Genomic DNA, 26,404 nt, shown 5'->3' on the forward strand with positions numbered 1-26,404 from the left:
CTTGGATGGTGTGGCATTTGGCTGCGCAAGCCACATTGAAAAGTTTAAGCACGCACTAGGCGACGAAACTCCCGGGTGCTCTACATGGCTTTCCAAGATTAGTTGCGTGCGTCCTATTCGCTTTCGATGGGTTTTATCAGTGGGTTTTGGGTTGGTTCAGGGCTTGGCCCACGCTCAGACGCACGATAAAAGTTCATCCACTTTCGAGCCAACAACTGTTTATTCCCGGATTTCTCAGGTCACCACTTTGAGTGACTGGTTGCTCAGTCGGCCTGCCTTGGACGGTGCCTACCCGCTGGGTTTAGTATGGACCACGCCCGAAGCCAAAGCACAGCAGCAAAACCAGCAAAGCGCTTGGCTTAGCCAGTTAGAGCGTTTGCGCACTGAGGGGCGGATTGGGGCTGATGTTTGGCTGACCATGCAGCGCATGATGCGTGCCTTGTCACCCACAGGCCGTGTGCGATTGGCCGCGGCAGATGCTCATTGGCTGCAAGCAAACCCTCGGCGAGATGCGCGTTTGTTGCCCGGGGACAGTGTGCAATTGCCACCCAGGCCCGGCAACCTGCGCCTGCTCGACGAAACCGGCCGCGTCTGTGAGATCGAACACCGGGTGGGGGCCATGGGGCGCGACTATGTCAGCGCGTGTTGGCCCGAGCACCGCGCTGAAAAAGCTTGGTTGGTGCAACCCGATGGCCGCATCCAGCATGTCGGCTTGCGTCCTTGGAACCCCCAAGTTCAAAGCGAACCCGCTCCGGGTGCTTGGTTGTGGGTGCCGTCTGACGCCGCCCGCATTCCCGCAGGAGTGAATCAAGCTTGGGCCCAGTGGTTGGGGCACCAAGGAGTGTCCAATGTGGCACCAACCGAGGCGTTCGCCATCATCGAACGCAAGCCTGCTCCACCCACGGGAGAGAATCATCCATGGGACGTAAAGGGTCTGCACTTTGACCCGCTGCCCAGTGCCAGCAACTGGGGCATGGTGGGACTGTTGCAAACCCCAACAGCCCGAATGCGCTCGGCTGGGCATTTTGGGCTGAGCTTTGCCCGGGTGCAGCCGTTGAACTTCATGAACGTGATTCTGCAACCCTTGGATTGGTTGGAGGGCGGTTTTAGATACATCGATGTCGAAAATCGGCTTTACAGCCCATATCGCGACTTCAGTGGCGATTTGCCTTACAAAGACAAAAGCCTGGACTTGAAGCTGCGCGCTTGGCGCGAGAGCGATTGGCTTCCCGAACTGGCGGTGGGTTGGCGAGATATTGGCGGGACCGGTTTGTACAGCTCAGAGTATTTGGTGGCCAATAAGCGTTGGGGTCGGTTGGATGCTTCGCTGGGCATGGGCTGGGGCTATTTGGGCAACCGCGGCGATGTGCGCAACCCATTGAGCAGCGTCTTGGGCAGCAAAATGGACCTGCGCCAAAACGATGCGGGTTTGGGTGGTAACTTCTCCACCGAATCTTGGTTTCGTGGCGATGCCGCTTGGTTTGGCGGCTTGGAATACCAAAGTCCATGGAAAACCGTGTTCAAGTTGGAATACGATGGCAACCATTACCAGCGGGAGCCTCAAGACAACAACTTGCCCCAAAAAAGTCCGCTCAATTTGGGCTTGGTTTATCGACCTACCGCAGGTTTGGATGTATCTCTGGGCTACGAGCGCGGCACCACTTGGACGCTGGGCCTGACTTTTTATACCGACATGTCGAGCTTGGCCGTGCCCAAGGTCACCGCGCCGCCAGTGCCTGCGGTTCGTTTGCAGCGGCCTCAAACCGATCCCGACTGGCAAGCCACCGCGCGAGACATTGACAAACTGACTTTGTGGCGGACGCGGCAAATTTACCGCCAAGACCAGACAGTTGTGGTGGAAGCGGCCGACACCAGCCACCCCTACACCGAGGACCGATTGGGCAAGGCCCTGGCTGTTCTCCAGCGCGATGCGCCCGCTGAGGTTGAGCGTTTTGAAATTCACCACCATGGCGTGGGCGATGTGTTGGCGGTGGAAAAAGTAGAGCGTGAGCCCTGGGCGTTGAATCAAACCTCTGCGCCCCGGGTGAGCGAGCCCCAACTGGTACAAGGCCCTTTGTATGTGCCGCCTGCCACCCGTGGACAAGCTTTGTTGCCGAGCAAGCTGTTCAATCCTTTTTTCGAGCCAGGGATAGACTTCTTGCCCACCTTTGGTGACCCCAATGGCTTTTTGTACCAATTGCGTGCTTCTGCGCTTGTTCGTGTGGACATGCCTTGGAACCTGCGGCTGTCAGGAACGGCAGCCCATCGCTTTTTGGACAACTACGACAGCTTCGTGACCCCTGGTTCTGGCGCTGCATTGCCGCGCGTGCGCACCCTCATGCGGGAATACATGATCACGTCGCGAACCACGTTGGACAATTTGACGCTGAGCAAGTCGGAGCGTTTGGGGCGCGACTGGTACGCTGCTGCTTATGCCGGGTATTTTGAGAGCATGTATGGCGGCGTTGGTTCGGAGGTGCTCTATCGCCGCCCTGGCAGCACCTGGGCTCTGGGTGCTGATATCAATCGGGTACAAACACGCAGCTTTGCCCAAGATTTTGAGTTTCGCCCCTACACCTACAACACTGGCCACCTGACGGCTTACTGGGCCACCCCATTCGAAGGGGTGCAGGCTTCGTTGAGTGTGGGGCAGTACCTTGCTGGTGACCAGGGCGTCACACTCAATTTGAACAAACGATTTGCCAATGGAACCATCATGGGTGGTTACATGACCAAAACCAATGTCTCCGCCACCGAATTTGGTGAAGGATCATTTGACAAAGGTATTTTTTGGATGGTTCCCTTCGAAGCTTTCTTGACCAGCCCCAGCCGATTCCTGGCTGGCTTCAGCTGGAAGCCGCTCACGCGCGATGGTGGTGCCATTCTGACCCGGCCATTGAATCTGTACCCCCAAACCCAATGGGTCGGCTCCGACGCCAAAGCCTATGCCCCGGCCCCGCCGTGGAACGAAACCGTGCCGCCTGATGACCGCTTGGAGCCGTGGCAGAAAAAGCGCTGATGGGTGTGGGTGCCAGCCCTGCGACGGTTGAGCGCCTTGCCAAGGGGGTTTTCGACCTGGTGCCAAGGGCCCCTGGCCGTTTGGGGACCTGGCGCCTGACCATGCTTTAAAATGCTTACGCAGCCACCCTTAAGGCTGTTTTTATTTATTCACGCTATGAAACGAGATATCCATATGAATTCACATCACCGTTTTGACGGCGCACAGCGCCAGGGCACTTGCATGGCTTTGGTGGACGGGCGCTACATGGCTTGGCTGTTGGGTCAAAACCAAGAAATGGTCACCGAAGCCTTGAGCCGTCAGTCCCTGGCCCCGGTGTTGACGGCCTTGTTGCACCAGGCCGGCGTGACCGCCGATGTGGCGCGGGTCTATTGGTACACCGACAAGGCCGATGGCCAAAACCCGCCCGACCAAGTGGTGCGCATGGTGTTGCCCCACCCTGCGGATGGCGGCACCTCCATGCTGCGCGCTTTGAGTGCCGACTTGCACAAATTGGCCAGCCGCCATGCTTGCGACCATGTGTTGGTGGCCAGCGACGATGAGCGCTTGCTCATGGCCATCGACGACGCGCAATTGCATGGCGTGGCGGTGCATTTGTTGGCCGATGAGGCTGCGCGCCAAATGGACCAATTGGCCAAGGACGATCCGGGTTGGGCGCGTTTGTTGGCCCAGGCTGATCGGCGCATCGTGTTGCACCCACAGGCCATGCGTGACCTGACCCAAGGCCGTGCGCCCTCTGGCATGGGCGCCGCCCCCGCACCCACCCCAGCGGCCGATCCCGAGGTGGTGCGCGTGGCCTTGCAAGAGGTGATCGACGCCTGGTGGAACGATGAGCCCGAAGACCTGCGTGAAGACCTGCGCGAAGAGTTGCAAAACAGCCGCGGCCTGCCCCAAGAGTTGGACCGCCATTTGCTGTTGCGGGTGCGCAAAGTGCTGGACCGCACCCTGAGCTTCAACGAAAAGAAAACCCTGCGCGACCTGGTGCGCACCAAGGTGCTGGGCGTCACCGCCGAAGAGTGAGCGCGACCAGCGCCAACGAGCCAAAGACCTAAAGAGCCAAAAAAGCACAGAGCCAAGGAACCCCATGACGATTTTGGTGACCGGCGGTGCCGGCTTCATTGGCAGCAATTTTGTCCACCACTGCTTGGGGCAATCAGACGAGACCGTGGTCAACCTGGACGCCCTGACCTATGCGGGCAACCTCGGTAATTTGGCCCGCTGGGCGGGCGACCGGCGCCATGTGTTTGTCAAAGGCGACATCGGCGACCGCGCTTTGGTCGACCAGCTGCTGCAAACCCACCAACCGCGCGCGGTGATCAACTTTGCCGCCGAGTCGCATGTGGACCGCTCCATCCACGGGCCGGCCGATTTCATCCAAACCAATGTCGTGGGCACCTTTCATTTGCTCGAAGCGGTGCGGGCTTATTGGATGGGTTTGGCCGCTGGTGCCAGCGGCTTGACCCCACCCAGTCAGAGCCACTTTCGGTTTTTGCATGTCAGCACCGACGAGGTGTATGGCAGCTTGTCCCCCACCGATCCGCCGTTCACCGAAACCAAAGCTTTTGAGCCCAACAGCCCATACTCGGCGAGCAAAGCCGCCAGCGACCATTTGGTGCGCGCCTGGCACCACACCTACGGCCTGCCGGTGCTGACCACCAACTGCAGCAACAACTACGGCCCTTATCACTTCCCGGAAAAACTCATTCCGTTGGTTATTCACAACGCCTTGGCCGGCAAGCCCCTGCCCATTTATGGCGATGGCCAGCAAATCCGCGATTGGTTGTATGTGCAAGACCACTGCAGCGCGATTGCTTGCGTGCTGCAAAGCGGGGCACCGGGTGAGACCTACAACATTGGCGGCTGGAACGAAAAGCCCAACCTCGATGTGGTGAATACCATTTGCCAACTGCTCGACCAAATGCGACCGCGCAGCGATGGCCTGTCTTACGCCACCCAAATCACCTACGTCACCGACCGGCCCGGCCACGACCGGCGCTACGCCATCGATGCGCGCAAGATCGAGCGCGAGTTGGGCTGGCGCCCGGCCGAGAGCTTTGAAACCGGCATCCGCAAAACCATTGCTTGGTACTTGGACAACGCCGACTGGGTGACCAACGTCACCAGTGGTGCTTACCGCCAGTGGGTGGACCAGCACTATGGCTGAAGCCACTCCCCTGCGCATTGTGTTGTTGGGCGCGCAGGGTCAGCTGGGGCATGCGCTGGCGCAAGCCTTGCCGGTGTTGGGCTCGGTCGTTGCCTGTGCCCGGGCGCAGGCTGATCTGTCCCAAGCACCGGCGCTCCAAGCCTTGCTCGATCAGCACCAACCCCAGCTCATCGTCAATGCCGCGGCCTATACCGCGGTGGACAAAGCCGAGCAAGAACCCGATTTGGCCCAGGCCATCAATGCCCAAGCTCCGGCAGTGCTGGCCCATTGGGCGGCAGCCCATGGCGCGGTGTTGGTGCATTACTCCACCGACTATGTGTTTGATGGGCGATCCCCCCGGCCCTATACCGAGGCCGATGCGCCCGCCCCCTTGTCGGTCTATGGCCAAAGCAAGTGGGCCGGCGAGCGCGCGGTGCTGGCCGCAGCGGGCCGCCACTTGGTGTTTCGCACCAGTTGGGTGGTGGGTGCGCACGGTGGCAACTTCCTCAAAACCATGTTGCGCTTGGGTACCGAGCGTGACAGCTTGCGCGTGGTGGCCGACCAGCACGGCGCGCCCACGTCCGCTGAGTTGATCGCCCACACCACAGTGCAGGTGTTGCAGCAGATGCGCGCACCCGCCTTGGCTGCCAACACCAAGGGTGAAGCCAGCCCACCGACAAACGCGCCCTGGGCACCCATTGATGACCCGCGCTGGGGCCTGTACCACCTGGCCGCTGCCGGTGAAACCACCTGGCACGCCTATGCCTGCCATGTGATGGACCGCGCCACCGCGCTGGGTTGGCCGATGCGCGCCAGCGCCCAGCGCATCGAAGCGATTGCCACCGATCAATACCCCTTGCCCGCCCCGCGCCCGGCCAATTCACGGCTCAACACCCAGCGCTTGCAAAGCCGCTTTGGCGTGAAATTGCCCGATTGGCAAGCAGGTGTCGATGCAGTGATCGACAGCCTGCCCATTCCCCACCGACCATGAACCCTAGGAGTCGCGCATGACCAACCGCAAAGGCATTTTGCTCGCCGGTGGCTCCGGCACCCGCTTGTACCCGGCCACCACCGTGGTCTCCAAGCAGCTGCTGCCCATTTACGACAAGCCCATGGTGTATTACCCCTTGAGCACCTTGATGCTCAGTGGCATCCGCGAGGTCTTGGTCATCTCCACCCCGCAAGACACGCCCCGCTTTGCCCAATTGCTCGGTGACGGAAGCGCTTGGGGAATGGACATCCAGTACGCGGTGCAACCCAGCCCCGATGGCCTGGCCCAGGCCTTTGTGATCGGCCGCGACTTTGTCGGTCACCACCCCAGCACCTTGGTGCTGGGCGACAATATTTTTTACGGCCATGACCTGGTCCAGCAATTGCAATCGGCCCATGCCAGCACCGACGGTGCCACCGTGTTTGCCTACCATGTGCAGGACCCCGAACGCTATGGCGTGGTGGCCTTTGATGCGCAACGCCGCGCCTTGAGCATCGAAGAAAAGCCCGCCCGGCCCCAGTCGAACTATGCGGTCACCGGTTTGTACTTTTACGACACCCAGGTGTGCGACCTCGCGCGCGATTTGAAGCCCTCTGCGCGTGGCGAGTTGGAGATCACCGACCTCAACCGCATTTATTTGGAGCGCCAACAGCTGAAAGTCGAAATCATGGGCCGGGGCTACGCTTGGCTCGACACCGGCACCCATGACAGCATGCACGAGGCCTCGGCCTTCATCGCCACCTTGCAAAAGCGCCAAGGCCTGATGGTCGCTTGCCCCGAAGAAATCGCCTTCAACCAAGGCTGGATCGACGCCGCGCAGGTGGAAAAAATCGCCGCCCCCTTGATCAAAAGCGGTTATGGCCGCTACCTCATGAACCTGCTGGCCTGAACCATGCCCTATACCGTTCAAACCACGGCCATCGACGGCGTTTTGATGCTCGAACCCCGCGTGTTTGGCGACGCGCGCGGCTTCTTTTTTGAGAGCTTCAACGCCCGCGACTTTGCCGCCGCCACCGGTGTGGACACGCCGTTTGTGCAAGACAACCACAGCCGCTCGGCCCAGGGCGTGTTGCGCGGCCTGCACTACCAGGTGCAACACCCCCAGGGCAAATTGGTGCGGGTGACCGAGGGGGAGGTGTTTGATGTGGTGGTCGATATCCGGCCCGACTCGCCCACCCGGGGCCAATGGGTGGGCATGCTGCTGTCTGCAGACAACAAACGCCAAATGTGGGTGCCACCTGGGCTGGCCCATGGTTTTGTGGTGACCAGCGCGCACGCCGAGTTTTTGTACAAAACCACCGACTACTGGTACCCCGAGTACGAGCGCAGCCTCTTGTGGTCCGACCCGGACTTGGCCATCGCTTGGCCGGCCCTGCCCATGGCCCCATTGTTGGCGGCCAAAGACGCCCATGCGCCCACCTGGGCGCAAACCCAAGCCGATTGGGGCTGATCGCTGCCCCTGTGCGGCGGCTGAGGCGCTCAAATGGCGGGTCGGCACATGCCAAAGGTCCTGCCCACCCAGCCCTCCAGCTGATGAGGCGATAGTGCGTGCCCACGCCAAAAGGTCCGGCTGCCCCCGCGGTGCGGCCATGGGCGGTGATCGAGTTCGTGCACAATGCCTTTAAACAACCCAGCCAGCCCCCTCCACATGACTGACATGTCTGCCATCACGCCCCGCGACAAGGCCGAGATCTTGGCCCAGGCGCTGCCCTATATCCGCAAATTCCACGGCAAAACCCTGGTCATCAAATACGGCGGCAACGCCATGACCGATCCGGCCTTGCAGGCCGACTTTGCCGAAGATGTGGTCTTGCTCAAATTGGTCGGCATGAACCCCGTGGTGGTGCACGGCGGTGGGCCGCAAATTGAAACCGCTTTGAACCGCTTGGGCAAAAAAGGCGAGTTTGTGCAGGGCATGCGCGTCACCGACGCCGAAACCATGGAAGTGGTGGAGTGGGTGCTCGCGGGTGAGGTGCAGCAAGACATCGTCGGCTTGATCAACCAAGCCGGCGGCAAAGCGGTGGGCCTGACCGGGCGCGACGGCGGCATGATCCGCGCGCGCAAACTCCTGATGCAAGACGCCGACAACCCCGCGCACGAGGTGGATGTGGGCCAGGTCGGCGACATCATTGGCATCGACCCCAGCGTGGTCAAGGCCTTGCAAGACGACGCCTTCATCCCGGTCATCAGCCCCATTGGCTTTGGTGACAACAACGAAAGCTACAACATCAATGCCGACTTGGTGGCCAGCAAACTCGCCACCGTCCTCAAAGCCGAAAAACTGGTCTTGCTCACCAACACCCCCGGGGTTTTGGACAAAAGTGGGCAGTTGCTCACCAACCTATCAGCGCGCCAAATTGACGACCTGTTTGCCGACGGCACCATCAGCGGGGGCATGCTGCCCAAGATCAGTGGTGCACTGGATGCGGCCAAAAGCGGGGTCAATTCGGTGCACATCATTGACGGGCGGGTGCCGCACGCCATGCTGCTCGAAATTTTGACCGACCAAGCCTACGGTACGATGATCCGTTCTCATTGAGGTTGCCCATGGCCGATACCGATTCCACCCCGACCCCCGATGCACCTCCGGTGCGCAAGCGCCCCAAACCGGGCGAGCGGCGGGTGCAAATTCTGCAAGCCCTGGCCACCATGCTCGAGCAACCCGGGGCCGAACGGGTGACCACCGCTGCCTTGGCCGCCAAGTTGGATGTCAGCGAAGCCGCGCTGTACCGCCACTTCGCCAGCAAGGCGCAGATGTTTGAAGGCCTGATCGAGTTCATCGAAAGCAGCGTCTTCACCCTGATCAATCAGATCATGGAGCGCGACGCCGACGCGGTCCAAAAAGCCGCCCGCATCGTCACCTTGGTGTTGCAGTTTGGCGAGAAAAACCCGGGCATGACCCGCGTGATGGTGGGCGACGCGCTGGTGTTTGAAAACGAGCGCTTGCAGCAGCGCATGAACCAGTTTTTCGACCGCATCGAGTCCAGCCTGCGCCAAGTGCTGCGCGATGGTGCCCAAGCCCAGCAATCGGCAACCCCCACGGTGGACGCCCAAGTGCGCGCCGCGCTTTTGGTGTCGTTTGTGCAAGGCCGCTTGCAGCGCCATGCGCGCTCGGGCTTCAAGCGCTCGGCCTTGGAGCACCTCGAAGCCAGCTTGGCCTTGATGCTTTAAATCAACGCTCAACCTGTCCAGGGCGCACATCCCTGAAATCCGCAGCTTAGCCATCTCACACGGTCAACGCGGGTTGGTCCATCTGGTCGAACGAAACGCCCCAATGGGTGGGGCATATCTGAAGTGGGGCACTGGTGGCGCCACCAGCATGTTCAGGGGGTGGCGCCCACTTTTTTGCCCGCATCGACAATTTCTTGCCAGGTGGCGTCATCGATGGAGATGCCTTCGCGAAGGCGCTGTTGGCGCGCTGCGCGCTCAGGTTCGCCGGGCAGCACCACCCCTTCGCTGCCCGGAGCAGGTGGGCTGTGGCGCAACCAATCGATGAAGGCCAGGGATTCTTCGCCAAACGAAGCCAGGCTGCCCAGGCGCGCGGGGTCGATCACGATGCACAGCATGCTGTTGAGCACAGCACGGCGGCCATCCGCTTGGCGGTGCCAGGTGCCACCACCGCTCAATGCGCCGCCGAGCAACTCGCACGCCACGGCCATGCCAAAGCCTTTGTATTCGCCAAAGGTGCGCAAGGCCCCCATGCGCCCACCCGACTGCGGCACCACCACCACGCCGGGGTTGTTGGTGGGCTGGCCGTTTTCGTCGATCAAGGTGCCGGGTTCGACGCTGCGCCCTTCGTTGTGGGCCACGCGCATCTTGCCCTGGGCCACGCGGCTGGTGGCAAAGTCGAGCACAAAGGGTTCACGCACCGTGGCGTCCAAGCCCAGGGGGATGCCAATGCAGCAGGGGTTGGTGCCAAAGCGCCCATCGCTGCCACCAAACGGCGCCACATTCGGGCGCGATGACACGCTGACAAAGTGCAGCGCAATCCATCCGCGCGCCACCGCCATTTCGGCAAAGTGACCAATGCGCCCCAAGTGGTGGGCACTGGCCAGCGAAAAAATACATGCGCCATGCGCGGCCACGCGTTCAAACGCCAGGTCCATGGCTTGCACACCCACCACCTGGCCAAAACCCGATTGGCCATCCAAGCCCAACAGCATGCCGTTGTCCACCCGCACGGCCACATCGGCACGGGTGTCGAGACGGCCTTCCAAAATAGCATCCACATAGCGTGGGGCCATGCCCACGCCGTGCGAGTCGTGCCCGCTCAGGTTGGCCAGCACCAAATTGGCCGCCACTTGGCGCGCACGATCGGCAGGTGCGCCAGCGTTGACAAACAAACGGGTGATGGTGTCTTCCAGTTCGGGGGCGGCAATCAAGTGACTCATGGCGGATGGGGTAGTGGGTTGGCGAAGGGAGGAATGGGTGGAATGGGTGCTGCGTGGCTTGTGCCCAATGGAACCGGTGTGCGCTTTGGAGGGGTGTTGTCTGCCTGGGTGGGCAAGGCCCAAGCCCGTCACATCACCGCACCCAACTGCCAGGGCACAAACTCGTTTTGCCCATAGCCGTGTTGCTCGCTTTTGCTGGCCTCGCCTGAAGCGCAAGCGATGATGCGTTTGAATATCTCTTCGCCTTTGGCTTGCACCGTGCTGCCGCCATCGACCACATCGCCGCAGTTGATGTCCATGTCATCGGTTTGGCGCTGCCACAGCGCGGTGTTGGTGGCGAGTTTCAGCGACGGTGAGGGTGCACAGCCATAGGCCGAGCCGCGCCCCGTGGTGAAGCAAATCAGGTTGGCACCGCCCGCCACTTGGCCGGTGGCGCTCACTGGGTCGTAGCCTGGCGTGTCCATGTACACAAAGCCATGCGCCGTGACCTTCTCGGCATATTCGTACACCGCTTGCAAATTGCTGGTGCCGCCCTTGGCCACTGCGCCCAATGATTTTTCCAAGATGGTGGTGAGGCCGCCGGCTTTGTTGCCGGGCGAGGGGTTGTTGTTCATCTCGCCTTGGTGCATGGCGGTGTAGTGCTCCCACCAGCGGATGCGCTCGACCAGTTTTTCGCCCACCTCGCGGCGCACCGCGCGGCGGGTCAGCAGGTGTTCAGCGCCGTAAATTTCGGGCGTTTCGCTCAGGATGGCGGTGCCGCCGTGCGCCACCAACATATCCACCGCCGCACCCAAGGCCGGGTTGGCGCTGATGCCCGAATAACCGTCCGAGCCGCCGCACTGCAAGCCGACGGTGATGTGGGCCACGCTGCATGGCACACGTTGGGATTGGTTCACCGTGGGCAGCATGGCCTTGACCAGCTCGATGCCTTTGGCCACCGTCAAGCGAGTGCCGCCGCTGTCTTGGATGTTGAAGGTTTGCAGCGTGCTGCCTTCCGTCAAACCGCTGTGCGCCATCCACGATCTGAGCTGGTTGGACTCGCAGCCCAAACCCACCGCCAGCACGCCGGCGAAATTGGGGTGGGTGGCGTAGCCCGCCATGGTGCGCTCGAGCACCTGCATCCCCAAGCCCTCGGTGTCCATGCCGCAACCCAGGCCGTGGGTCAGGGCGACCACGCCGTCCACATTGGGGAAGTCGGCCAAGGCCGCTGGGTGGATGGTTTTGGAGAAATGGTCGGCAATGGCGCGGGCGACGGTGGCCGAGCAGTTCACGCTGGAGAGGATGCCAATAAAGTTGCGCGTGGCCACGCGACCATCCGGGCGCACATAGCCCATGAACTCGGCGTGAAGCTTGGGGGTCTCGGGTTTGACGTCGGCGCAAAACGCGTAGTCGCGTGCAAAGTCGCCCTTGTTGGGGCCCATGTCGAGGTTGTGGGTGTGCACATGCTCGCCAGCGGCAATGTCTTTGGACGCAAAGCCAATGATTTGGTTGTAGCGGCGCACCGCGTCGCCCGAGGCGATGGCGCGGGTGGCGATTTTGTGACCCGGCGGGATCAGGCCGCGCACCGCGATGCCTTCGACCGTGGCACCGGAGAGCAGTTGTTGGCGGCTGATGACCACGTCATCGGCGGGGTGGAGGCGAATGGTGTGGCTCATGGGGCAAAAGCGCAGGGCTGGGATGGGTCGAATTGAAGGGGTGCGGCACTCAGGGAAAACCTGATTGGACAAGGGGTCTGCCCACGCCCAGAATGCTCCCACACACCCCCAGGGTCGTCAAGTTGGGGGCCACCCTAGCAAAGCCTTGGCCCGACACTGCTTTTTGTTTCGCATCCGCTGCACGAATCACCTTGACGCCTCTATCTTGAACGCCGGCCGCATGCAAGCTCGGCCAACCACATACTTCTTCAACCATCGCCCCAAGCCCACCCGAGATCACCCCACCATGAGCCAACGTCTCCAAGGAAAAACCGCCCTCATCACCGCTGCCGGTCAAGGCATTGGCAAAGCCGCTGCACTGGCCATGGCCAGCGAGGGCGCCACTGTCTGGGCCACCGACGTCAACCCCGCCTTGTTGGCGAGCTACCAAGGCGTGGCGGGTGTGCACACCGCTACCCTGGATGTGCTCGACAAAGCGGCCATCGCGCGCCAAGTGGCGGCCTTGCCGGCCATCGACATCTTGTTCAACTGCGCGGGCTTTGTGCACAACGGCACGGTGCTCGAAGCCACCGATGCCGATTGGGACTTCGCCTTTCAACTCAATGTGCGGGCGCAGTTTTGGATGATCCAAGCCGTGGTCCCCGGCATGTTGCAGCGCTTCAAAGAGCACGGCCAATCGAGCAGCATCATCAACATGGCCAGCGTGTGCTCCAGCGTCAAAGGCTTGCCCAGCCGCTTCATTTACGGCACCTCCAAAGCGGCGGTGATTGGCCTGACCAAAAGCGTGGCCGCCGACTATGTGCGCCAAGGCATTCGCTGCAATTGCATTTGCCCCGGCACGGTGGACACGCCTTCGCTGCAAGACCGCATCAACAGCTATGCCGACCCGGTGCAAGCGCGCAAAGACTTCATCAACCGCCAACCCATGGGGCGCTTGGCCCAGGCGCATGAAATCGCCCCCATCGTCACCTTTTTGGCGTCCGACGAATCGGTGTTTGCCACGGGCAATGCCTACATGGTCGATGGCGGCATGACCATTTGACCCCCCTGTTCAATTCCCTCTCAACCAGAACACCATGAACCAATACGACATGAAGGGCCGCCATGCGGTCATCACCGGCGGCGCCACCGGTTTGGGCTATGCCATCGGCCAACGCATGCTCGCATCGGGTGCGCGCATCACCATTTGGGACCGCGACATTGGCGGCATGGGCACGGCGGCCGAGCAACTCAAAAAAGCCCACCCCGGCGCCCAAGTGGCATGCGTGCATGTGGACGTGGCCCAGCACGCCAGTGTGGTGCAAGCCACCGCCCAAACCCTGGCGATTGCGCCGGTGGATGCGCTGGTCAACAGCGCTGGCATCACCGGCCCCAACACCAAGCTGTGGGATTACCCGGTGGACGACTGGCGCCAAGTGTTCGACATCAATGTGCATGGTTTGTTCCACTGCTGCCGCGAGTTGTCGGCCCACATGCGCGCCCGCAGCAGCGGGCGCATTGTCAACATCGCCTCGGTGGCGGGCAAAGACGGCAACCCCAATGCCAGCGCCTACAGCGCCAGCAAAGCGGCGGTGATTGGCCTGACCAAGTCGCTGGGCAAAGAGCTGGCCGACACCGGGGTGCGCGTGAATTGCATCACCCCCGCAGCGGTGCACACGGCGATGTTTGACCAAATGACGCCCGAACACATCGCCTTCATGCTGAGCAAAATCCCCATGGGCCGCTTTGGCAAGGTGGAAGAAATCGCCGCCATGGTCACCTGGCTGTGCACCGACGATTGCTCGTTCTCCACCGGCGCGGTGTTCGACCTCTCCGGAGGGCGCTCCACCTACTGACGCGCATGTGCTTTTGGCGTTCAAACGCGGCGCGCCAAACCGATACACTCCAACCCGCACACGGCCCCATGCCGTGCACACCATTTTTTAGAAAGGCAAACCATGAAACTCGTTCGCTACGGCAAACCCGGCCAAGAAAAACCAGGCCTCATTGATGCACAAGGCAAGTTGCGTGACCTGAGCAAGGTCATCAAAGACGTCACCCCCGATCAGCTCAACGACAAGGCCCTGGCCAAGCTGAGCAAGCTCAAAACCGACAGCCTGCCCTTGGTCAAAGGCAAGCCCCGCATGGGCTGCCCCGTGGCCAAGGTGGGCAAGTTCATTGCCATTGGCCTGAACTACGCCGACCATGCTGCAGAGGCCAATTTGCCCCTGCCCAAAGAGCCCATCATCTTCTCCAAGTTTGTCGATTGCATCCAAGGCCCAGATGATGACGTCATGCTGCCCAAGGGCTCGGTCAAAGGCGATTGGGAAGTCGAACTCGGCGTGGTCATCGGCACCACCGCCAGCTATGTGTCACAAAAAAGCGCCCTCGACCATGTGGCCGGCTACTGCACCATCAACGATGTGAGCGAGCGCGAGTTCCAAATCGAGCGCGGCGGTACCTGGGACAAGGGCAAGGGTTGCGACACCTTCGGCCCCATCGGCCCTTGGTTGGTCACCCGCGACGAAGTCGCCAGCCCGCAAAAGCTGGGTTTGTGGATGGAGCTCAATGGTGAGCGCATGCAAAACGGCAACACCAAGAACATGATTTTCAACGTGGCCAAGTTGGTGAGCTATGTGAGCCAATTCACCACCTTGTACCCCGGCGATGTGATCGCCACCGGCACCCCCGCTGGCGTGGGCATGGGCATCAAGAAAAACGGCAAACCCGCTCCGGTGTTTTTGAAAGCCGGCGACGTGATGACCGTGGGCATCGAAGGCCTGGGCGTGCAAACGCAAAAGGTGGTGGGTTACAAAAAGCGCTGAAGCTTTTTGCCCCGCAAGAAAACGGCCTTCGGGCCGTTTTTTCTTTTTGAGCTCGCTTGAGCTTAGCTCACTTTGTGCTGAGCTCGCCCCGCTGGCAGGTACGCCGCCCTCCGCCAGTCGCTTCGCTCCAATGTTGTCGGGCGACGCACCCACCATCGGTGCTGCGAAAGAGATGGATGCACGCCAACAATTGGCAAACCAACACCACTTAGAAACCGACACGAGTGGGTGTGCGGGCCGACGACGTTGGAGCGAAGCGACCGGAGGAGGTCTGCATACCCCGAGATGGCGGTTTGTGAGGGGGAGTTCAAAGGCACCCACATCACCAAGCAACCCGAAAACCGACACGAGTGGGTGTGCGGGCCGACGACGTTGGAGCGAAGCGACTGGAGGAGGCTTGCATACCCCGAGATGGCGGTTTCAGAAGGGGAGTTCGAGCAAGCCATCCAAAACCAAAATCACCCCAAATTCACCACCTGCACCCCCGGCAAGCCCGCGGCAGGCAGCGGCACCGCATCAAAGGCGGTGTCGCCATCTGGGTGCGGCACACCGCTGGCTTGGAGGCCTTGAAAATCAAACAGCGACGCATCCAGCAAATGCGAGGGCACGGTGTGCTGCAAGGCGTTGAACATGTTGTCCAAACGGCCCGGGTGCTTTTTCTCCCATTCACGCAACATCGCCCCCACTTGCTGGCGCTGCAAGCCGTCTTGGCTGCCACACAAAGTGCACGGGATGATTGGGAATTCGCGGTGCACCGCCCAGCGTTCCAAGTCGCGTTCAGCCACAAAGGCCAAGGGGCGGATCACCATGTGGCGGCCATCGTCGCTGACCAATTTCGGCGGCATGCTCTTGAGCTTGCCACCGAAAAACATGTTGAGAAAAAATGTTTGCAAGATGTCGTCGCGGTGGTGGCCCAGTGCTATTTTGGTGGCACCCAACTCGTCGGCAACGCGGTACAGAATGCCCCGGCGCAGGCGGCTGCACAGGCTGCACATGGTTTTGCCTTCGGGGATTTTGTCTTTCACAATCGAATAGGTGTCTTGGTTTTCGATGTGAAACGGCACGCCCAACTGCGTCAAATAGTCGGGCAGCACATGGGCCGGAAAGCCAGGTTGCTTTTGGTCCAGGTTGACAGCCACGATGTCAAAGTGGATGGGCGCGCGCGCCTTCATCTTCAGCAAAATGTCGAGCAAGCCATAGCTGTCTTTGCCTCCCGACAAGCAGACCATCACCTTGTCGCCTTCTTCGATCATGTTGAACTGCACGATGGCCTCACCCACTTGGCGGCACAGGCGTTTTTCCAGCTTGTGGGTTTCGCGCTCGATGACCAAGCGGCGCGCACCAGCTTGCTCAGCGGTGGCAGGGTCGGTCGCGTCCAAAGCGGTGGTCCAGGCAGGGGCTTGGGCGGTATGAAGGGTCGCGGTCATGGGCATGGGTCCTGTGCAAGAGCCCTGATTGTCGCGTGTGCGCCCGGCACCCGCCTCACCAAGCCCTAAACTGGGCTGATGACCCATGCCCCGCCCAGCAGCGCCAACACCCTCCCGCATGGCGCTTGAGCCCAACCCCATTGGCCGTGCGCGGGTGCACGCGCAACGCTTGTGGCGCGTCCATGTCACACGCCGCAGTCGCCGCTGGCCGGTGTCGGTGCGCGGCATGCTGTGGGCCACGCTGGCGGGCATCACCTTGTGCGCACTGAATGTGGCCAGCCGGGTGTTGTCGATGAACCTCGATGTTTACCAAGCCATGTGCATGCGCTACATCGCCAGCTTGGTGTTGATCGTGCCTTTCTTGCTGCGATTGGGTTGGGCGGGTTTCAAGCCCGTGAGCGTGCGCGGCCAACTGTTGCGCGGCGTTGTGCACACCGTGGCCTTGTCGCTGTGGTTCACCGCTTTGCCCCACATCCATTTGGCCGACATGACGGCTTTGAGTTTCACGGGGCCCATTTTCATTATGCTCGGTGCCGCCTGGTTTTTGGGCGAGCCCATGCGTGCCCACCGCTGGGTGGCGGCATTGCTCGGCTTTGCCGGCGTGCTGGTGATCGTGGGGCCCAATTTATCGGGCGAGGCCGGCTGGTACACCTTGGTGATGTTGGCGTCGTCGCCCATTTTTGCGGTGTCGATTTTGCTCACCAAAGCGATGACGCGGCACGACTCACCCAAGGTGATCGTGTTGTGGCAAACCATTTCAGTGACCTTGTTCACCCTGCCCTTGGCATTGCTCAATTGGCGCGCACCGACGGCCGGGCAATGGCTGGTGATCGTGTGCGCCGGGGCTTTGGGCACCAGTGGGCACTACTTCATGACGCGCGCCTTCCAAGCGGTGGATGTGTCGGCTTTGCAGTCGCTGCGCTTTTTGGATTTGATCTGGGCGTCGCTGTGGGGCTGGTTTTTGTTCTCCGAGGTGCCGATGGTGACCACGTTGTTGGGCGCCCTGGTGATTTTGGGCGCCACGGTGTGGGCGGCGCGGCGGGAGGCGCGGTTGGCGGGGTAAGTTTTGTGCTGGACTCCTCCTTGTGCCTGTTTCTGGGTTGCTTGGTGATGTGGGTGTCTTTGAACTCCCCCTCATAAACCGCCATCTCGGGGTGTGCAGGCCTCCTCCGGTCGCTTCGCTCCAACGTCGTCGGCCCGCACACCCACTCGTGTCGGTTTCAAGGTTGCTTGGTGATGTGGGTGTCTTTGAACTCCCCCTCATAAACCGCCATCTCGGTGTATGCAAGCCTCCTCCGGTCGCTGCGCTCCAACGTCGTCGGCCCGCACACCCGCTCGTGCCGGTTTTCTTGGGGTGTCGGTTTGCAAGTGGTTGACGCGCAAAAGCTTTATCGATTCACCACCCAGCAGGCTTGCACAGGGTCGCGCGCGCATATCTCTTTCGCAGCACCGATGGTGGGTGCGTCGTCCCGACAACATTGGAGCGAAGCGACTGGCGGAGGGCGGCGTACCCGCCAGCGGGGCGGGCTCAGCCAAAGGCGGGCTCAGTCACCCATCAGGCGAATGGCTGAGCAACCAAAGAAATTCAGCCAAAAACAATTGGAATCTGACCCCAATTAACAATTAAGGCGCGGGGTTTTTGACGCCACTCACGACATGCCCGGCGGGCACGTGTTGGGCGGCGGATTCGATGTGGCCGGTTTGGTCGTCGAAGAAAAAGTCGGGCTCGAACTCGCGCAAAAAAGCGCCTTTGTCCAGGCCGCCAAGGAACATCGCTTCGTCGACCTCGATGTCCCAGTCCATCAGGGTGCGGATGGCGCGCTCGTGCGCCGGGGCGCTGCGGGCGGTGACCAAGGCGGTGCGGATGCGCATGCTCGGGGTACCGGCGCGTTGCAAGCGGTGCAGCGCGGCCAGCAGGGGTTTGAAGGGGCCGGCCGACAAGGGCAGGGTGGCTTTGTCCCGTTCATGGGCTTGAAAGGCCGACAGGCCTTGGGCGGCGAACACCTGCTCGGCCTCGTCCGAAAACAGCACGGCGTCGCCGTCAAAGGCGATGCGCACCTCATTGGGGTGCGCCACCGACGCATGGGCCGAGTGCGGGTACACCTGCGCAGCGGGCACACCGGCGTCGAGTGCGGCGCGCACATCGCTCAGGTGGGCGGATAAAAACAAATTCGCGTTCAACGGTTTCAGGTAGCGCCACGGCGGTTGGCCGCGGGTGAAGCTGCCGCGCTGGATGGGCAGGCCGTAGTGCTGCGCCGAGCGAAACACCCGCATGCCGCTGACCGGGTCGTTGCGCGACAAGATCACCACCTCCACTTGGGGTGCATCGCCTTGGTTGAAAGCGAGCAACTTTTTCACCAGCGAAAACGCCACGCCAGGCTTGGCCGGTTGCTCCAAGCGCTCGAGTTGCAGCTTCATGTATGCGCGGTCGTCGCTTTGTTCGAAAAAGCGGTTTTCTTCTTCAAAGTCGAACAAGGCGCGCGATGAAATCGCCACCACCAATTGGCCGTCCAGGCTCACGCCCATGGGGCACCTGTGGGTGAGATGGCCGCGAAATGAATGGTCATGTCAGCGCACCCATTGGTTGAGTTGGATGATGGGCAGCATCACCGCCAGCACGATGAGCATGACCAAGCCGCCCATGGCCACGATCAGCAGCGGCTCCAAAATGGTGGCCAGCTGCATGGCGCGGCGTTGCACATCGTTGCCCAGTTGCTCGGCACAGCGCTGCAGCATTTCGGGCAAGCGGCCGGTTTGTTCGCCTTGGCGCACAAACATGGGCAGCAAGCTGGGCAAGCGGCGGTGGTAGGCCAGGGCCTGGGCCAAGGGCGCGCCTTCGCGCACCAGCACCTCGGCTTGCAAGGCGTCGGCACGCAAGGCTTGGTTGGACAAGGTGTCGGCTGCCGCATGCAGGGCACGCAAGATGGGCACGCCCGCACCAGCGAGCATGGCCAAGGTGCTGGCAAAGCGCGCCGCGTTGTAGCCGCGTGCCAGCGGGCCCACCAGCGGCAGGCGCAGCCACAGCGCGTCCCAGCGCTCGCGCACCGCCGGTTGACGCAGCGCTTGCCACATCAAGGCCGCACCGGCCAACAAAACTACGACGGCATAGGCCCAGCCGATTTGTACCGCGTGGCTGATGGCCAGCATCACCACCGTCAAGGTGGGCAAGCTGCGCTGGCTGCTTTGAAAAACGGTGGCCACCTGGGGCACCACATAGGCCAATAAAAACAGCACGATGAGCATGGCCACGGCGCTCACGATGGCCGGGTACAAGGTGGCCGCCAGCAGTTTGGCGCGCAGGGTTTGCTGTTGCTCCAAATCGTCGGCCAAGCGCTCCAGCACCTCGCCCAAATGGCCGCTTTGCTCGCCCGCAGCGACCACCGAGCGGTACACCGGCGGGAACTCCTTCGGGTGCTCGCCCAAGGCTTGGGCAAAGGTCGATCCGGCGTTGACCTCGGCGCGCAAGGCGGCCACCAAATGGTGTTGGCGCGGTTGCTCGGCTTCATCGGCCAAGGCGCTCAAGGCACGCTCCAGCGGCAGGCCCGCGCCGACCAAGCCGGCCAGTTGGCGCGTCCAGGTGGTGAGTTCGCTGCGGCTGAGCGCCGCGCTGCGCCAGCCGCTTTGCTGGGCGGTTGGGCTGTTGCCCGCACCCAAAGCCGACAGGTTCAGCGGCACCAAGGCCTGGGCGCGCAATTGGTTGCGCGCGGCGCGCGCCGAGTCGGCTTCGACCACGCCACTTTGGGTGGCGCCTTGGGCGTCCAGGGCTTGATAGGCAAAGGCGGGCATGGCGCTGGGCTCAGTCGCGGGTGACGCGCAACAGCTCTTCGCGGCTGGTCAGGCCCAGGGCCACCAGGCGTTCGCCGTCTTCGCGCAAACTGCCCAGGCCATTGCGCTGGGCTTGGCGGTGCATGTCGCTCTCGCTGGCGCGGTTGTGGATCAGGCCGCGCAAGGCTTCGTCCACGCTGAGCAGCTCAAAAATACCGGTGCGTCCTTGGTAGCCGGTGTGGCCACACACCGCGCAACCACGGCCTTGGCAGGCGGTGCAGGTTTTGCGCACCAAGCGCTGGGCCAACACGCCCAGCAGCGAGGAGCTGAGCAAAAACGGCTCGATGCCCATGTCGGTGAGGCGGGTAACGGCGCTGACCGCGTCGTTGGTGTGCAAGGTGGCCAGCACCAAGTGGCCGGTGAGCGAGGCCTGCACCGCAATTTGCGCGGTTTCGTGGTCGCGGATTTCGCCGATCATGATGATGTCGGGGTCTTGGCGCAGGATGGCGCGCAAGGCCTTGGCAAAGTCCAAATCGATCTTGGGGTTGACTTGGGTTTGGCCCACGCCGGGGAGCTCGTATTCGATCGGGTCTTCCACCGTCATGATGTTGCTGTGCGCCGCGTCCAGCCGCTGCAGCGCCGCATACAGCGTGGTGGTTTTTCCCGAACCGGTGGGGCCGGTCACCAACACAATGCCGTGCGGTTGGGCAATCAGGTGTTCAAAGCGCTGCAAGGTGGGGCCTTGCATGCCAATCGACTCCAGCGACAGGCGCGCGCCACTTTTGTCGAGCAAGCGCAACACGGCGCGCTCGCCATGGGCGCTGGGCAAGGTGGAGACACGCACATCGATGGCGCGCTGGCCCAGGCGCAAAGAGATGCGCCCGTCTTGGGGCAAGCGTTTTTCGGCGATGTCGAGCAAGGCCATGATCTTCAAGCGCGAAATCAGCGCGGCGTGCAAAGCGCGGTTGGGTTGCACCACCTCGCGCAAGCCGCCATCGACGCGAAAGCGCACGCTGGAGTGGCGCTCAAAGGGCTCGATGTGGATGTCGCTGGCGCCGTCGCGCGCGGCTTGCGACAACAAAGCGTTGAGCATGCGGATGATGGGCGCGTCGTCGGCCGATTCGAGCAGGTCTTCCACAGCCGGCAGGGCTTGCATCATGCGCGCCAAATCGGCCTCGCCCTCGACCTCGGTGACCACCGCAGCGGCGCTCGATCCAGCACCCGCATAGGCCGCGCTGATGCGCTGGGCCAGGCTTTGCGCGTCCAGGTGTTGCCATTGGCGCACCGGGTGCAGGCGCAGCACCTCGCCCCAGGCGCCCGGGTCGGGTTGGTCGCTGTGCCACAGCGTCAGTTGTTGGCCGTCGTCCTCCAGCAGCAGCTGGTGGCTGCGGGCAAAGGCATAGGGCAAGGGGTGGCGCATGGCTATTGAGCAGTCATGCGCTCAGCGGTTGGGCGCGCCGCCCTTGGAGGGTGTGGCCGGTGCAGGTGCAGTGGGCAGGGGCGGCAACACCGCCGCGCCGTCGATGCCCAACACCGGGTTGGGCGCGGGTTGCGATTGCAACTGCAAGCCCATCATTTGTTGGTAGCGGCTTTGCGACAAGGCATCGGTTTGGCTGCCATCGCGCACCACCACCGGGCGCAAAAACACCATCAGGTTTTTCTTGCTGCGCTCGCGCTTTTGGCCTTTGAACAAATTGCCAAAAAACGGGATGTCACCCAAGCCCGGCACCTTGCTCAGGTTGTCGCTGGACTCGTCGGTGAGCAAGCCGCCCAGCACCACGATGGAGCCGTCTTCGACCAACACATTCGATTCGATGGAGCGCTTGTTGGTGGTCGGCCCGCCGGTGGAGGCGGCGGTGGTTTTGTCGATGCTCGACACCTCTTGGTACACCGACAGGCGCACCGTGCCGGTCTCGCTGATTTGCGGCCGCACCCGCAGGGTCAGGCCCACGTCTTTGCGCTCAAAGGTGTTGAATGGGGTGGCCGCCGCGCTGTTGAGCACCACGCTGCCGGTGGTGAAGGGCACTTGCTGGCCGACCACGATCTTGGCCTCTTCGTTGTCCAGCGTCAGCAAGGTCGGTGTGGACAAGATGTTGGCGTCGCCATTGGTCTGCAAAAAATTCGCCAAGGCACCCAGCATGTAGACCCCGCCCACGCTTTGCACCGAGGCGATGTTCAAGCCCGCGCCCACGGCCGCTTTGGTGGGGTCAACCGATAGTTGCGCGAGGTTGGAGCCGCCGATTTTGGCGGGGTCAAAGTTGGTGCCCATCACACCCAGGTTGCCGCCGCTGGAGCCCACCACGTTTTGCCACTGAAAGCCAAACTGGGCCAGTTTTTCGGCATTCACCTCGGCGATCAGGCTTTCCACCAGCACCTGGGCGCGGCGTTGGTCGAGCTTGTCGATCACGGCGCGCAACTGGCGGTATTGCGGCTCCGGCGCGCTGATGATCAGCGAGTTGGTCGCAGGGTCGGCCTGGATTTGTCCGCCGGTGCTGGGCTGGTTGGTGGCGGTGCTGCTGCCCATCGGCGCGGTGGTGCCCCCGGTTGGGTTGGGTTGGGCCAGGGTGGCGGTGGGGGTGCCCGGTGTGTTGGTCCCGCCTTGGCCGGTGAGCGCAGCGCGCAAGGTCACGGCCAGTTTGGTGGCCTCGGCATTTTTCAGGTAGACCACATGGATGTTGCCGCTGGCCAGCGCCGAGCTGGGTTGGTCGAGCTTTTCAATCAGGCTGCGCACCTGGGCCACGCGGGCCGGGTTGGCCGCGCGCAAGATCAAGCTGTTGGCGCGGGGTTCGGCCATCACCGTGGTTTTGAAGCTGTTGTCGGCGGTATTGGCCGGTCCTGGCGCGCCCCCGCTGGCACCGGGTTCGAGCAAGCGGGTCACCAGCGGCGCCAGTTCGCTGGCCATGGCGTGCTTGAGCACGATCACCTCGATGTCGCTGGCATTGGACACGTCCAGTGCGGCGATGATGCGGCCCAAGCGCTGCAAGTTGTCGGCGTAGTCGGTGATGATCAGCGAGTTGTTGCCGGGGTTGACGTTGATGGTGTTGTTGGGGCTGATCAGCGGGCGCAGCACCGCCACCAAGTTATTGGCGTTTTCAAAATTGAGTTTGAAGATGTGCGTCACCACCTGTCCGGCGGGTGTCGCTGCCGCCGTTGGGGTGCCGCTGGGGTTGGGCACCTCGGTCACGCCGCCGCCTTGCAACTTGGCTTCGGCCTCGGGCACCACTTTATACAAGCCATTGCTCACCACCATGCTGAAGCCTTGCAGCCGCAGGGTGGCCAAAAACTGGTCCCAAGCCACGGCGGGCGACACCGGTTTTTCGGTGCTCAGGTTGATGCTGCCCTTGACCCGGGGGTCGACCACCAGGTTGCGCCCGGTCAAGCCGGCCAGGGTGCGCGCCACGGCTTCGATGTCGGCATTGACAAAGTTGAGCACGATGGGCTGGCCGGGTTTGGCGGTTTGCGCCCAGCCGGTGCTGGCCAGGGCACAGCACAGGGCCAAGGCCAAGGCGTGGGAGGTAAAGGGTTTCATGTGCATCAGCCTATTTTGAACGAGGACCGTGACCCTTGGCGTTGGCCCATCAAATTGAGTAAATTGTTCAGCACCGCTTCGTGCTCGGGCGCGGCGCTGGCCTCACCGCTGAACACCAGGCCCTGCCCCTGCCAATGGCCTTGGCCGCTCAGTTGCAGCCGCCCGTTGAGGGTGGTCAGCGACAAGGTGGTGCGGGCACCGCCTTGCACGTCGAGCTGGTAGCTGCCCAGCGGGCGCAGGGTGGACAAGCGCACCGACACATCCAGGGCTTGTAAGCGCAACAGGCCACCCATTTGCCAGCCTTGAGGCCCGCTGTGGAGTTGGGTTTGTTGGCTGTGGATCTGTATCCAACCCTGGGCTTGCAAGGTGTTCCAGGGCGCGCCCAAGCCGGTGAGCAGCTCGGCTGGCCAGCGCGACTGGCCATCGGCCAAGCGGATGTGCCCCCCATCACGGCCCGGTTGCCACTGCAGCGCCAAGGGCGTGGTGGTGCAGCAGTCTGCACTGACTTGCAGCAAAAACCCCGGGCCTTGTTGGTTCCACTGGGGGCGCAATTGCCAACGCACCGCGCCGGGCAGGGCTTGGGCATCGCTGGCGCGCGCGCCAGCGGTCAGCACCAATTGGGCCGATCCGCTCCACAGGCTGCCGCTGGGCTGGCGCAATTGCAGCCGCCCTTGGCTGGCCGCATCCACCGCTTGTGCCAACCAAAGCGCCGGTGCCAGCACCCCAGCGGCGACCACTGCGCCGATCAGTCCGCCGGCGACAGCCCAGGCCCAGGGGCGGTGGAACGTGTGGGGATGGGCCATGTGGGCTGGGGCTCAGGGCTTGGCGGGGGCGGGCAGTTGCAAAACAATCTGTCCCTCCCACCACACAAGCCCGCTGCCAGCTGTTGCGCCGGGGGAGGGCGCTGGGTTTTGGGGGGTGGCCGGTGCCGAGATGACACCCAGGGCACCCACAGGGGCGGCGGTGGTCGAGTGGCCAGCGGTGGCCGGGGCAACCAAGTTGCCGGTGGGACTTGAGGCGCCGGTAGCGGTGCTGCGGCCCAGGCGCGCTTGCACTGGCAGCGCTTGGGCTTGCACGCGGGCTTGGGTCAGCCACTGCGACACAGCTGCGGCGGTGGCCGCTTTGATTTGCACGGTGGCCAAGTCGCCATTCACCACCAGGCTCGCACCCGGCCCCAGGGTGGCCACACTGGTTTGCAACAGGCGCACGGCTTCATCGGGGCGGACCCGGCTTTGTGCGTTTAAGGCGCTGGCTTGGGTTTGCAGGGCTTGAATGCCTTGCCATTGGGTTTGCAAGGCCTGGGTTCGCGCTTGGCCTTGCTGCCACTGACGCCAGGCTGGTTCTACCCCCACCGACCACACCAGCGCCAGCGTCAACAGGCCCAAGGCCAGGCTGAGACCCGCGCGTTCACGCCCGCTCAAATCCAACCAGCGCTGCTGCCAGCGCTCGGGCACCCAGCGGCCCAGCGCGCTCATGGCCGCACCCCGGTGCGCAGCACCCATTGGTTGCCATCGGCCACCAATTGATAGCCTTGTTGGCGCAACGGTTCACGCGCGGCTTCGATGCGCTCGGCGCTCAAGGCGGTGGCTTGCCAGCGCAACTCGCCTGGGGTGAACTGCAAACTGCTCAATTGGGCCGAGTGTGGCAGGGCGCGCGCCAGGCTGGTCAGCATGGGCTCCAAGTCGGCTGCGCTGGGCTGGCCCAGAGATTTTTTCAAAGCCTGCACTTCGCGCGCCATTTGCAGGGGTGCATCCACCACCACCTGCACCGCAGGGAAGCTGCGGGTCAGCAGGGCCGCCATTTGTTGCTGCAAAACCGCTTGTTGCTGGCGCTGTTGCCAGGCCATCCACTGCAAGCCAGCCAGGTTCAACACAAGTAATGCCAGCAGCCCCCAGCGGGCGGGTCGCCAGCGCGGGGCTTGCCACAGATTGATGGCCATCTCTTGGGTCCACCGCGCCCAACGCTGACGCCGCCCCTGGGCCCACTCGCCCTGGGCCAAATCCCAATCGGTTTGTTGCGCCTGCCACAAGCGCTGGGCCGGGCTGAGCATGCGCGGTGCGCGGCCAAAATGTTGTTGCACCCAAGCGGCCATGGCCGGCTCGCAAAGCCACTGCGCTTCGGGCTGGGTGAGGGTGGCGCTGATGGCGCTCGACCAGGGCGGGGGTGGCAACACCATCGCGCCATGTCGGTCGCAGGCCACGGCCTGAACCTGTTGGGGGCTGCCCCCCACCCACAACAGGGGAGCGCCCTGGGTTGGGGGCGACCATTCGGGCACGATGCGCGAAACCACCAGGCCCTGCGCTTGCAACGGGGCCAGTGCTTGGCGCAGCCAGGCTTTTTGGCACACCAACACGGTCAGGGTCTGGCCTTTGGCGGCGGCGGCGGCACCCTCGGCGGTGAACACCACCTGCGATTGGGTCGGGTCTTCCAGCAAGCGCTCTTCGAGCAAGCCGTCCAAGGCGGCGGCCAAGCGCCCCGCACCCACGGGGGGTGGGGTGAGGGTGTGCCAAGCCAGGGCTTGGGCGGGGACAACCACCACCACGGTGCCCGCGTCGCGCGGCAACCGCGCGGCCGTGGCGGATTGCGCATGTCCCGTGGCCCCACCTGGGCCTGCGCGCAGGTGCAGGTACTCGGTGGCAGCACCTTCGGTGTGCAGGGGCAAGGCGATGATCAGCATGTG

22 protein-coding genes are annotated in these 26,404 nt (G+C 62.6%); 12 read left to right on the top strand and 10 right to left on the bottom strand.

The window, feature by feature from the left end; genetic code table 11:
• Positions 1-259 precede the first annotated feature (259 nt).
• The 8 genes from AC8GFZ_RS00080 to slmA all read left to right on the top strand — a co-directional run bounded on the left by AC8GFZ_RS00080 (position 260) and on the right by slmA (position 9,324).
• On the top strand, positions 260-3,019 hold the full coding sequence (locus AC8GFZ_RS00080; protein WP_506641105.1) for a YjbH domain-containing protein: 2,760 nt from the start codon (positions 260-262) through the stop codon (positions 3,017-3,019).
• 174 nt (positions 3,020-3,193) lie between these two features.
• Positions 3,194-4,039 (top strand): hypothetical protein, encoded by an 846-nt coding sequence (locus AC8GFZ_RS00085; protein ID WP_506641107.1) that lies wholly within the window; start codon positions 3,194-3,196, stop codon positions 4,037-4,039.
• A gap of 64 nt (positions 4,040-4,103) precedes the next feature.
• Entirely contained in the window at positions 4,104-5,183 is a 1,080-nt protein-coding gene (rfbB, locus tag AC8GFZ_RS00090; RefSeq protein ID WP_506641109.1) for a dTDP-glucose 4,6-dehydratase, read from the top strand.
• Positions 5,176-6,153: a dTDP-4-dehydrorhamnose reductase gene (rfbD, locus tag AC8GFZ_RS00095; protein WP_506641111.1), complete on the top strand. Its 978-nt coding sequence runs from the start codon at positions 5,176-5,178 to the stop codon at positions 6,151-6,153. Before rfbB ends, rfbD begins: the two co-directional genes overlap by 8 nt.
• A 16-nt stretch (positions 6,154-6,169) precedes the next feature.
• Complete coding sequence (gene rfbA / locus AC8GFZ_RS00100) at positions 6,170-7,042, top strand: glucose-1-phosphate thymidylyltransferase RfbA (RefSeq protein ID WP_506641113.1); 873 nt, start codon at positions 6,170-6,172, stop codon at positions 7,040-7,042.
• Between the two features lie 3 nt (positions 7,043-7,045).
• Entirely contained in the window at positions 7,046-7,603 is a 558-nt protein-coding gene (gene rfbC / locus AC8GFZ_RS00105) for a dTDP-4-dehydrorhamnose 3,5-epimerase (protein WP_506641115.1), read from the top strand.
• 198 nt (positions 7,604-7,801) lie between these two features.
• Positions 7,802-8,692: an acetylglutamate kinase gene (gene argB, locus AC8GFZ_RS00110; protein WP_506641117.1), complete on the top strand. Its 891-nt coding sequence runs from the start codon at positions 7,802-7,804 to the stop codon at positions 8,690-8,692.
• Between the two features lie 8 nt (positions 8,693-8,700).
• Positions 8,701-9,324, top strand: coding sequence for a nucleoid occlusion factor SlmA (slmA, locus tag AC8GFZ_RS00115; protein ID WP_506641119.1), 624 nt, complete (start codon positions 8,701-8,703; stop codon positions 9,322-9,324).
• 152 nt (positions 9,325-9,476) lie between these two features.
• Here the strand turns inward: slmA and AC8GFZ_RS00120 are convergent, their stop codons facing one another.
• Positions 9,477-10,544: a malate/lactate/ureidoglycolate dehydrogenase gene (locus tag AC8GFZ_RS00120; protein ID WP_506641121.1), complete on the bottom strand. Its 1,068-nt coding sequence runs from the start codon at positions 10,542-10,544 to the stop codon at positions 9,477-9,479.
• A gap of 128 nt (positions 10,545-10,672) precedes the next feature.
• Entirely contained in the window at positions 10,673-12,199 is a 1,527-nt protein-coding gene (locus AC8GFZ_RS00125; protein WP_506641123.1) for a UxaA family hydrolase, read from the bottom strand.
• 286 nt (positions 12,200-12,485) lie between these two features.
• Here AC8GFZ_RS00125 and AC8GFZ_RS00130 point away from each other — a divergent pair, with 286 nt between their 5' ends.
• The 3 genes from AC8GFZ_RS00130 (at position 12,486) to AC8GFZ_RS00140 (ending at position 15,003) form a co-directional block, all read left to right on the top strand.
• Entirely contained in the window at positions 12,486-13,241 is a 756-nt protein-coding gene (locus AC8GFZ_RS00130; protein ID WP_506641125.1) for an SDR family oxidoreductase, read from the top strand.
• Positions 13,242-13,275: 34 nt separating this feature from the next.
• Positions 13,276-14,034 carry an SDR family NAD(P)-dependent oxidoreductase gene (locus AC8GFZ_RS00135; RefSeq protein ID WP_506641127.1) on the top strand — a complete coding sequence of 253 codons (759 nt, stop codon included), beginning with the start codon at positions 13,276-13,278 and terminating at the stop codon, positions 14,032-14,034.
• 102 nt (positions 14,035-14,136) lie between these two features.
• The gene (locus tag AC8GFZ_RS00140) at positions 14,137-15,003 is read left to right on the top strand and encodes a fumarylacetoacetate hydrolase family protein (protein ID WP_506641129.1); all 867 of its coding nucleotides are present in this window, start codon (positions 14,137-14,139) and stop codon (positions 15,001-15,003) included.
• 458 nt (positions 15,004-15,461) lie between these two features.
• Here AC8GFZ_RS00140 and ttcA read toward each other — a convergent pair whose 3' ends face one another.
• Complete coding sequence (ttcA, locus tag AC8GFZ_RS00145; RefSeq protein WP_506641131.1) at positions 15,462-16,436, bottom strand: tRNA 2-thiocytidine(32) synthetase TtcA; 975 nt, start codon at positions 16,434-16,436, stop codon at positions 15,462-15,464.
• A 112-nt stretch (positions 16,437-16,548) separates the two neighbouring features.
• On the opposite strand from ttcA, the gene AC8GFZ_RS00150 reads away from it, so the two are divergent.
• Positions 16,549-17,493 carry a DMT family transporter gene (locus AC8GFZ_RS00150; protein ID WP_506641133.1) on the top strand — a complete coding sequence of 315 codons (945 nt, stop codon included), beginning with the start codon at positions 16,549-16,551 and terminating at the stop codon, positions 17,491-17,493.
• A gap of 560 nt (positions 17,494-18,053) precedes the next feature.
• On the opposite strand, the gene AC8GFZ_RS00155 is transcribed toward AC8GFZ_RS00150, so the two are convergent.
• Genes AC8GFZ_RS00155 through gspL form a run of 7 tightly spaced genes read right to left on the bottom strand, consistent with a single transcriptional unit; the run spans position 18,054 to position 26,401 of the window.
• Entirely contained in the window at positions 18,054-18,956 is a 903-nt protein-coding gene (locus AC8GFZ_RS00155) for a 5'-nucleotidase (RefSeq protein WP_506641135.1), read from the bottom strand.
• Positions 18,957-18,998: 42 nt separating this feature from the next.
• A complete protein-coding gene (gene gspF / locus AC8GFZ_RS00160) occupies positions 18,999-20,216 on the bottom strand; it encodes a type II secretion system inner membrane protein GspF (RefSeq protein WP_506641136.1) in 1,218 nt (405 codons plus the stop codon).
• Positions 20,217-20,226: 10 nt separating this feature from the next.
• Entirely contained in the window at positions 20,227-21,615 is a 1,389-nt protein-coding gene (locus tag AC8GFZ_RS00165; protein WP_506641138.1) for a GspE/PulE family protein, read from the bottom strand.
• Between the two features lie 21 nt (positions 21,616-21,636).
• Positions 21,637-23,724 (bottom strand): type II secretion system secretin GspD, encoded by a 2,088-nt coding sequence (gene gspD / locus AC8GFZ_RS00170; RefSeq protein ID WP_506641140.1) that lies wholly within the window; start codon positions 23,722-23,724, stop codon positions 21,637-21,639.
• A gap of 5 nt (positions 23,725-23,729) precedes the next feature.
• On the bottom strand, positions 23,730-24,527 hold the full coding sequence (gene gspN, locus AC8GFZ_RS00175; protein WP_506641142.1) for a type II secretion system protein N: 798 nt from the start codon (positions 24,525-24,527) through the stop codon (positions 23,730-23,732).
• 12 nt (positions 24,528-24,539) lie between these two features.
• Complete coding sequence (locus AC8GFZ_RS00180) at positions 24,540-25,199, bottom strand: type II secretion system protein M (protein ID WP_506641144.1); 660 nt, start codon at positions 25,197-25,199, stop codon at positions 24,540-24,542.
• Positions 25,196-26,401: a type II secretion system protein GspL gene (gene gspL / locus AC8GFZ_RS00185; RefSeq protein WP_506641146.1), complete on the bottom strand. Its 1,206-nt coding sequence runs from the start codon at positions 26,399-26,401 to the stop codon at positions 25,196-25,198. Before gspL ends, AC8GFZ_RS00180 begins: the two co-directional genes overlap by 4 nt.
• Positions 26,402-26,404 lie beyond the last annotated feature (3 nt).

Source organism: Limnohabitans rimovensis (SeqCode), from assembly GCF_965234775.1.
Taxonomy (GTDB): Bacteria; Pseudomonadota; Gammaproteobacteria; order Burkholderiales; family Burkholderiaceae_C; genus Limnohabitans; species Limnohabitans rimovensis.

Coding starts and splice junctions, on each gene's coding strand:
- AC8GFZ_RS00140 (WP_506641129.1), top strand. CDS start 14,137: ATGAAACTCGTTCGCTACGGCAAACCCGGCCAAGAAAAACCAGGCCTC.
- AC8GFZ_RS00150 (WP_506641133.1), top strand. CDS start 16,549: ATGGCGCTTGAGCCCAACCCCATTGGCCGTGCGCGGGTGCACGCGCAA.
- rfbB (WP_506641109.1), top strand. CDS start 4,104: ATGACGATTTTGGTGACCGGCGGTGCCGGCTTCATTGGCAGCAATTTT.
- gspL (WP_506641146.1), bottom strand. CDS start 26,401: ATGCTGATCATCGCCTTGCCCCTGCACACCGAAGGTGCTGCCACCGAG.
- AC8GFZ_RS00165 (WP_506641138.1), bottom strand. CDS start 21,615: ATGCGCCACCCCTTGCCCTATGCCTTTGCCCGCAGCCACCAGCTGCTG.
- gspN (WP_506641142.1), bottom strand. CDS start 24,527: ATGGCCCATCCCCACACGTTCCACCGCCCCTGGGCCTGGGCTGTCGCC.
- rfbD (WP_506641111.1), top strand. CDS start 5,176: ATGGCTGAAGCCACTCCCCTGCGCATTGTGTTGTTGGGCGCGCAGGGT.
- AC8GFZ_RS00120 (WP_506641121.1), bottom strand. CDS start 10,544: ATGAGTCACTTGATTGCCGCCCCCGAACTGGAAGACACCATCACCCGT.
- ttcA (WP_506641131.1), bottom strand. CDS start 16,436: ATGCCCATGACCGCGACCCTTCATACCGCCCAAGCCCCTGCCTGGACC.
- AC8GFZ_RS00085 (WP_506641107.1), top strand. CDS start 3,194: ATGAATTCACATCACCGTTTTGACGGCGCACAGCGCCAGGGCACTTGC.
- gspF (WP_506641136.1), bottom strand. CDS start 20,216: ATGCCCGCCTTTGCCTATCAAGCCCTGGACGCCCAAGGCGCCACCCAA.
- AC8GFZ_RS00155 (WP_506641135.1), bottom strand. CDS start 18,956: ATGGGCGTGAGCCTGGACGGCCAATTGGTGGTGGCGATTTCATCGCGC.
- argB (WP_506641117.1), top strand. CDS start 7,802: ATGACTGACATGTCTGCCATCACGCCCCGCGACAAGGCCGAGATCTTG.
- AC8GFZ_RS00130 (WP_506641125.1), top strand. CDS start 12,486: ATGAGCCAACGTCTCCAAGGAAAAACCGCCCTCATCACCGCTGCCGGT.
- rfbC (WP_506641115.1), top strand. CDS start 7,046: ATGCCCTATACCGTTCAAACCACGGCCATCGACGGCGTTTTGATGCTC.
- slmA (WP_506641119.1), top strand. CDS start 8,701: ATGGCCGATACCGATTCCACCCCGACCCCCGATGCACCTCCGGTGCGC.
- rfbA (WP_506641113.1), top strand. CDS start 6,170: ATGACCAACCGCAAAGGCATTTTGCTCGCCGGTGGCTCCGGCACCCGC.
- AC8GFZ_RS00180 (WP_506641144.1), bottom strand. CDS start 25,199: ATGAGCGCGCTGGGCCGCTGGGTGCCCGAGCGCTGGCAGCAGCGCTGG.
- AC8GFZ_RS00135 (WP_506641127.1), top strand. CDS start 13,276: ATGAACCAATACGACATGAAGGGCCGCCATGCGGTCATCACCGGCGGC.
- AC8GFZ_RS00125 (WP_506641123.1), bottom strand. CDS start 12,199: ATGAGCCACACCATTCGCCTCCACCCCGCCGATGACGTGGTCATCAGC.
- gspD (WP_506641140.1), bottom strand. CDS start 23,724: ATGAAACCCTTTACCTCCCACGCCTTGGCCTTGGCCCTGTGCTGTGCC.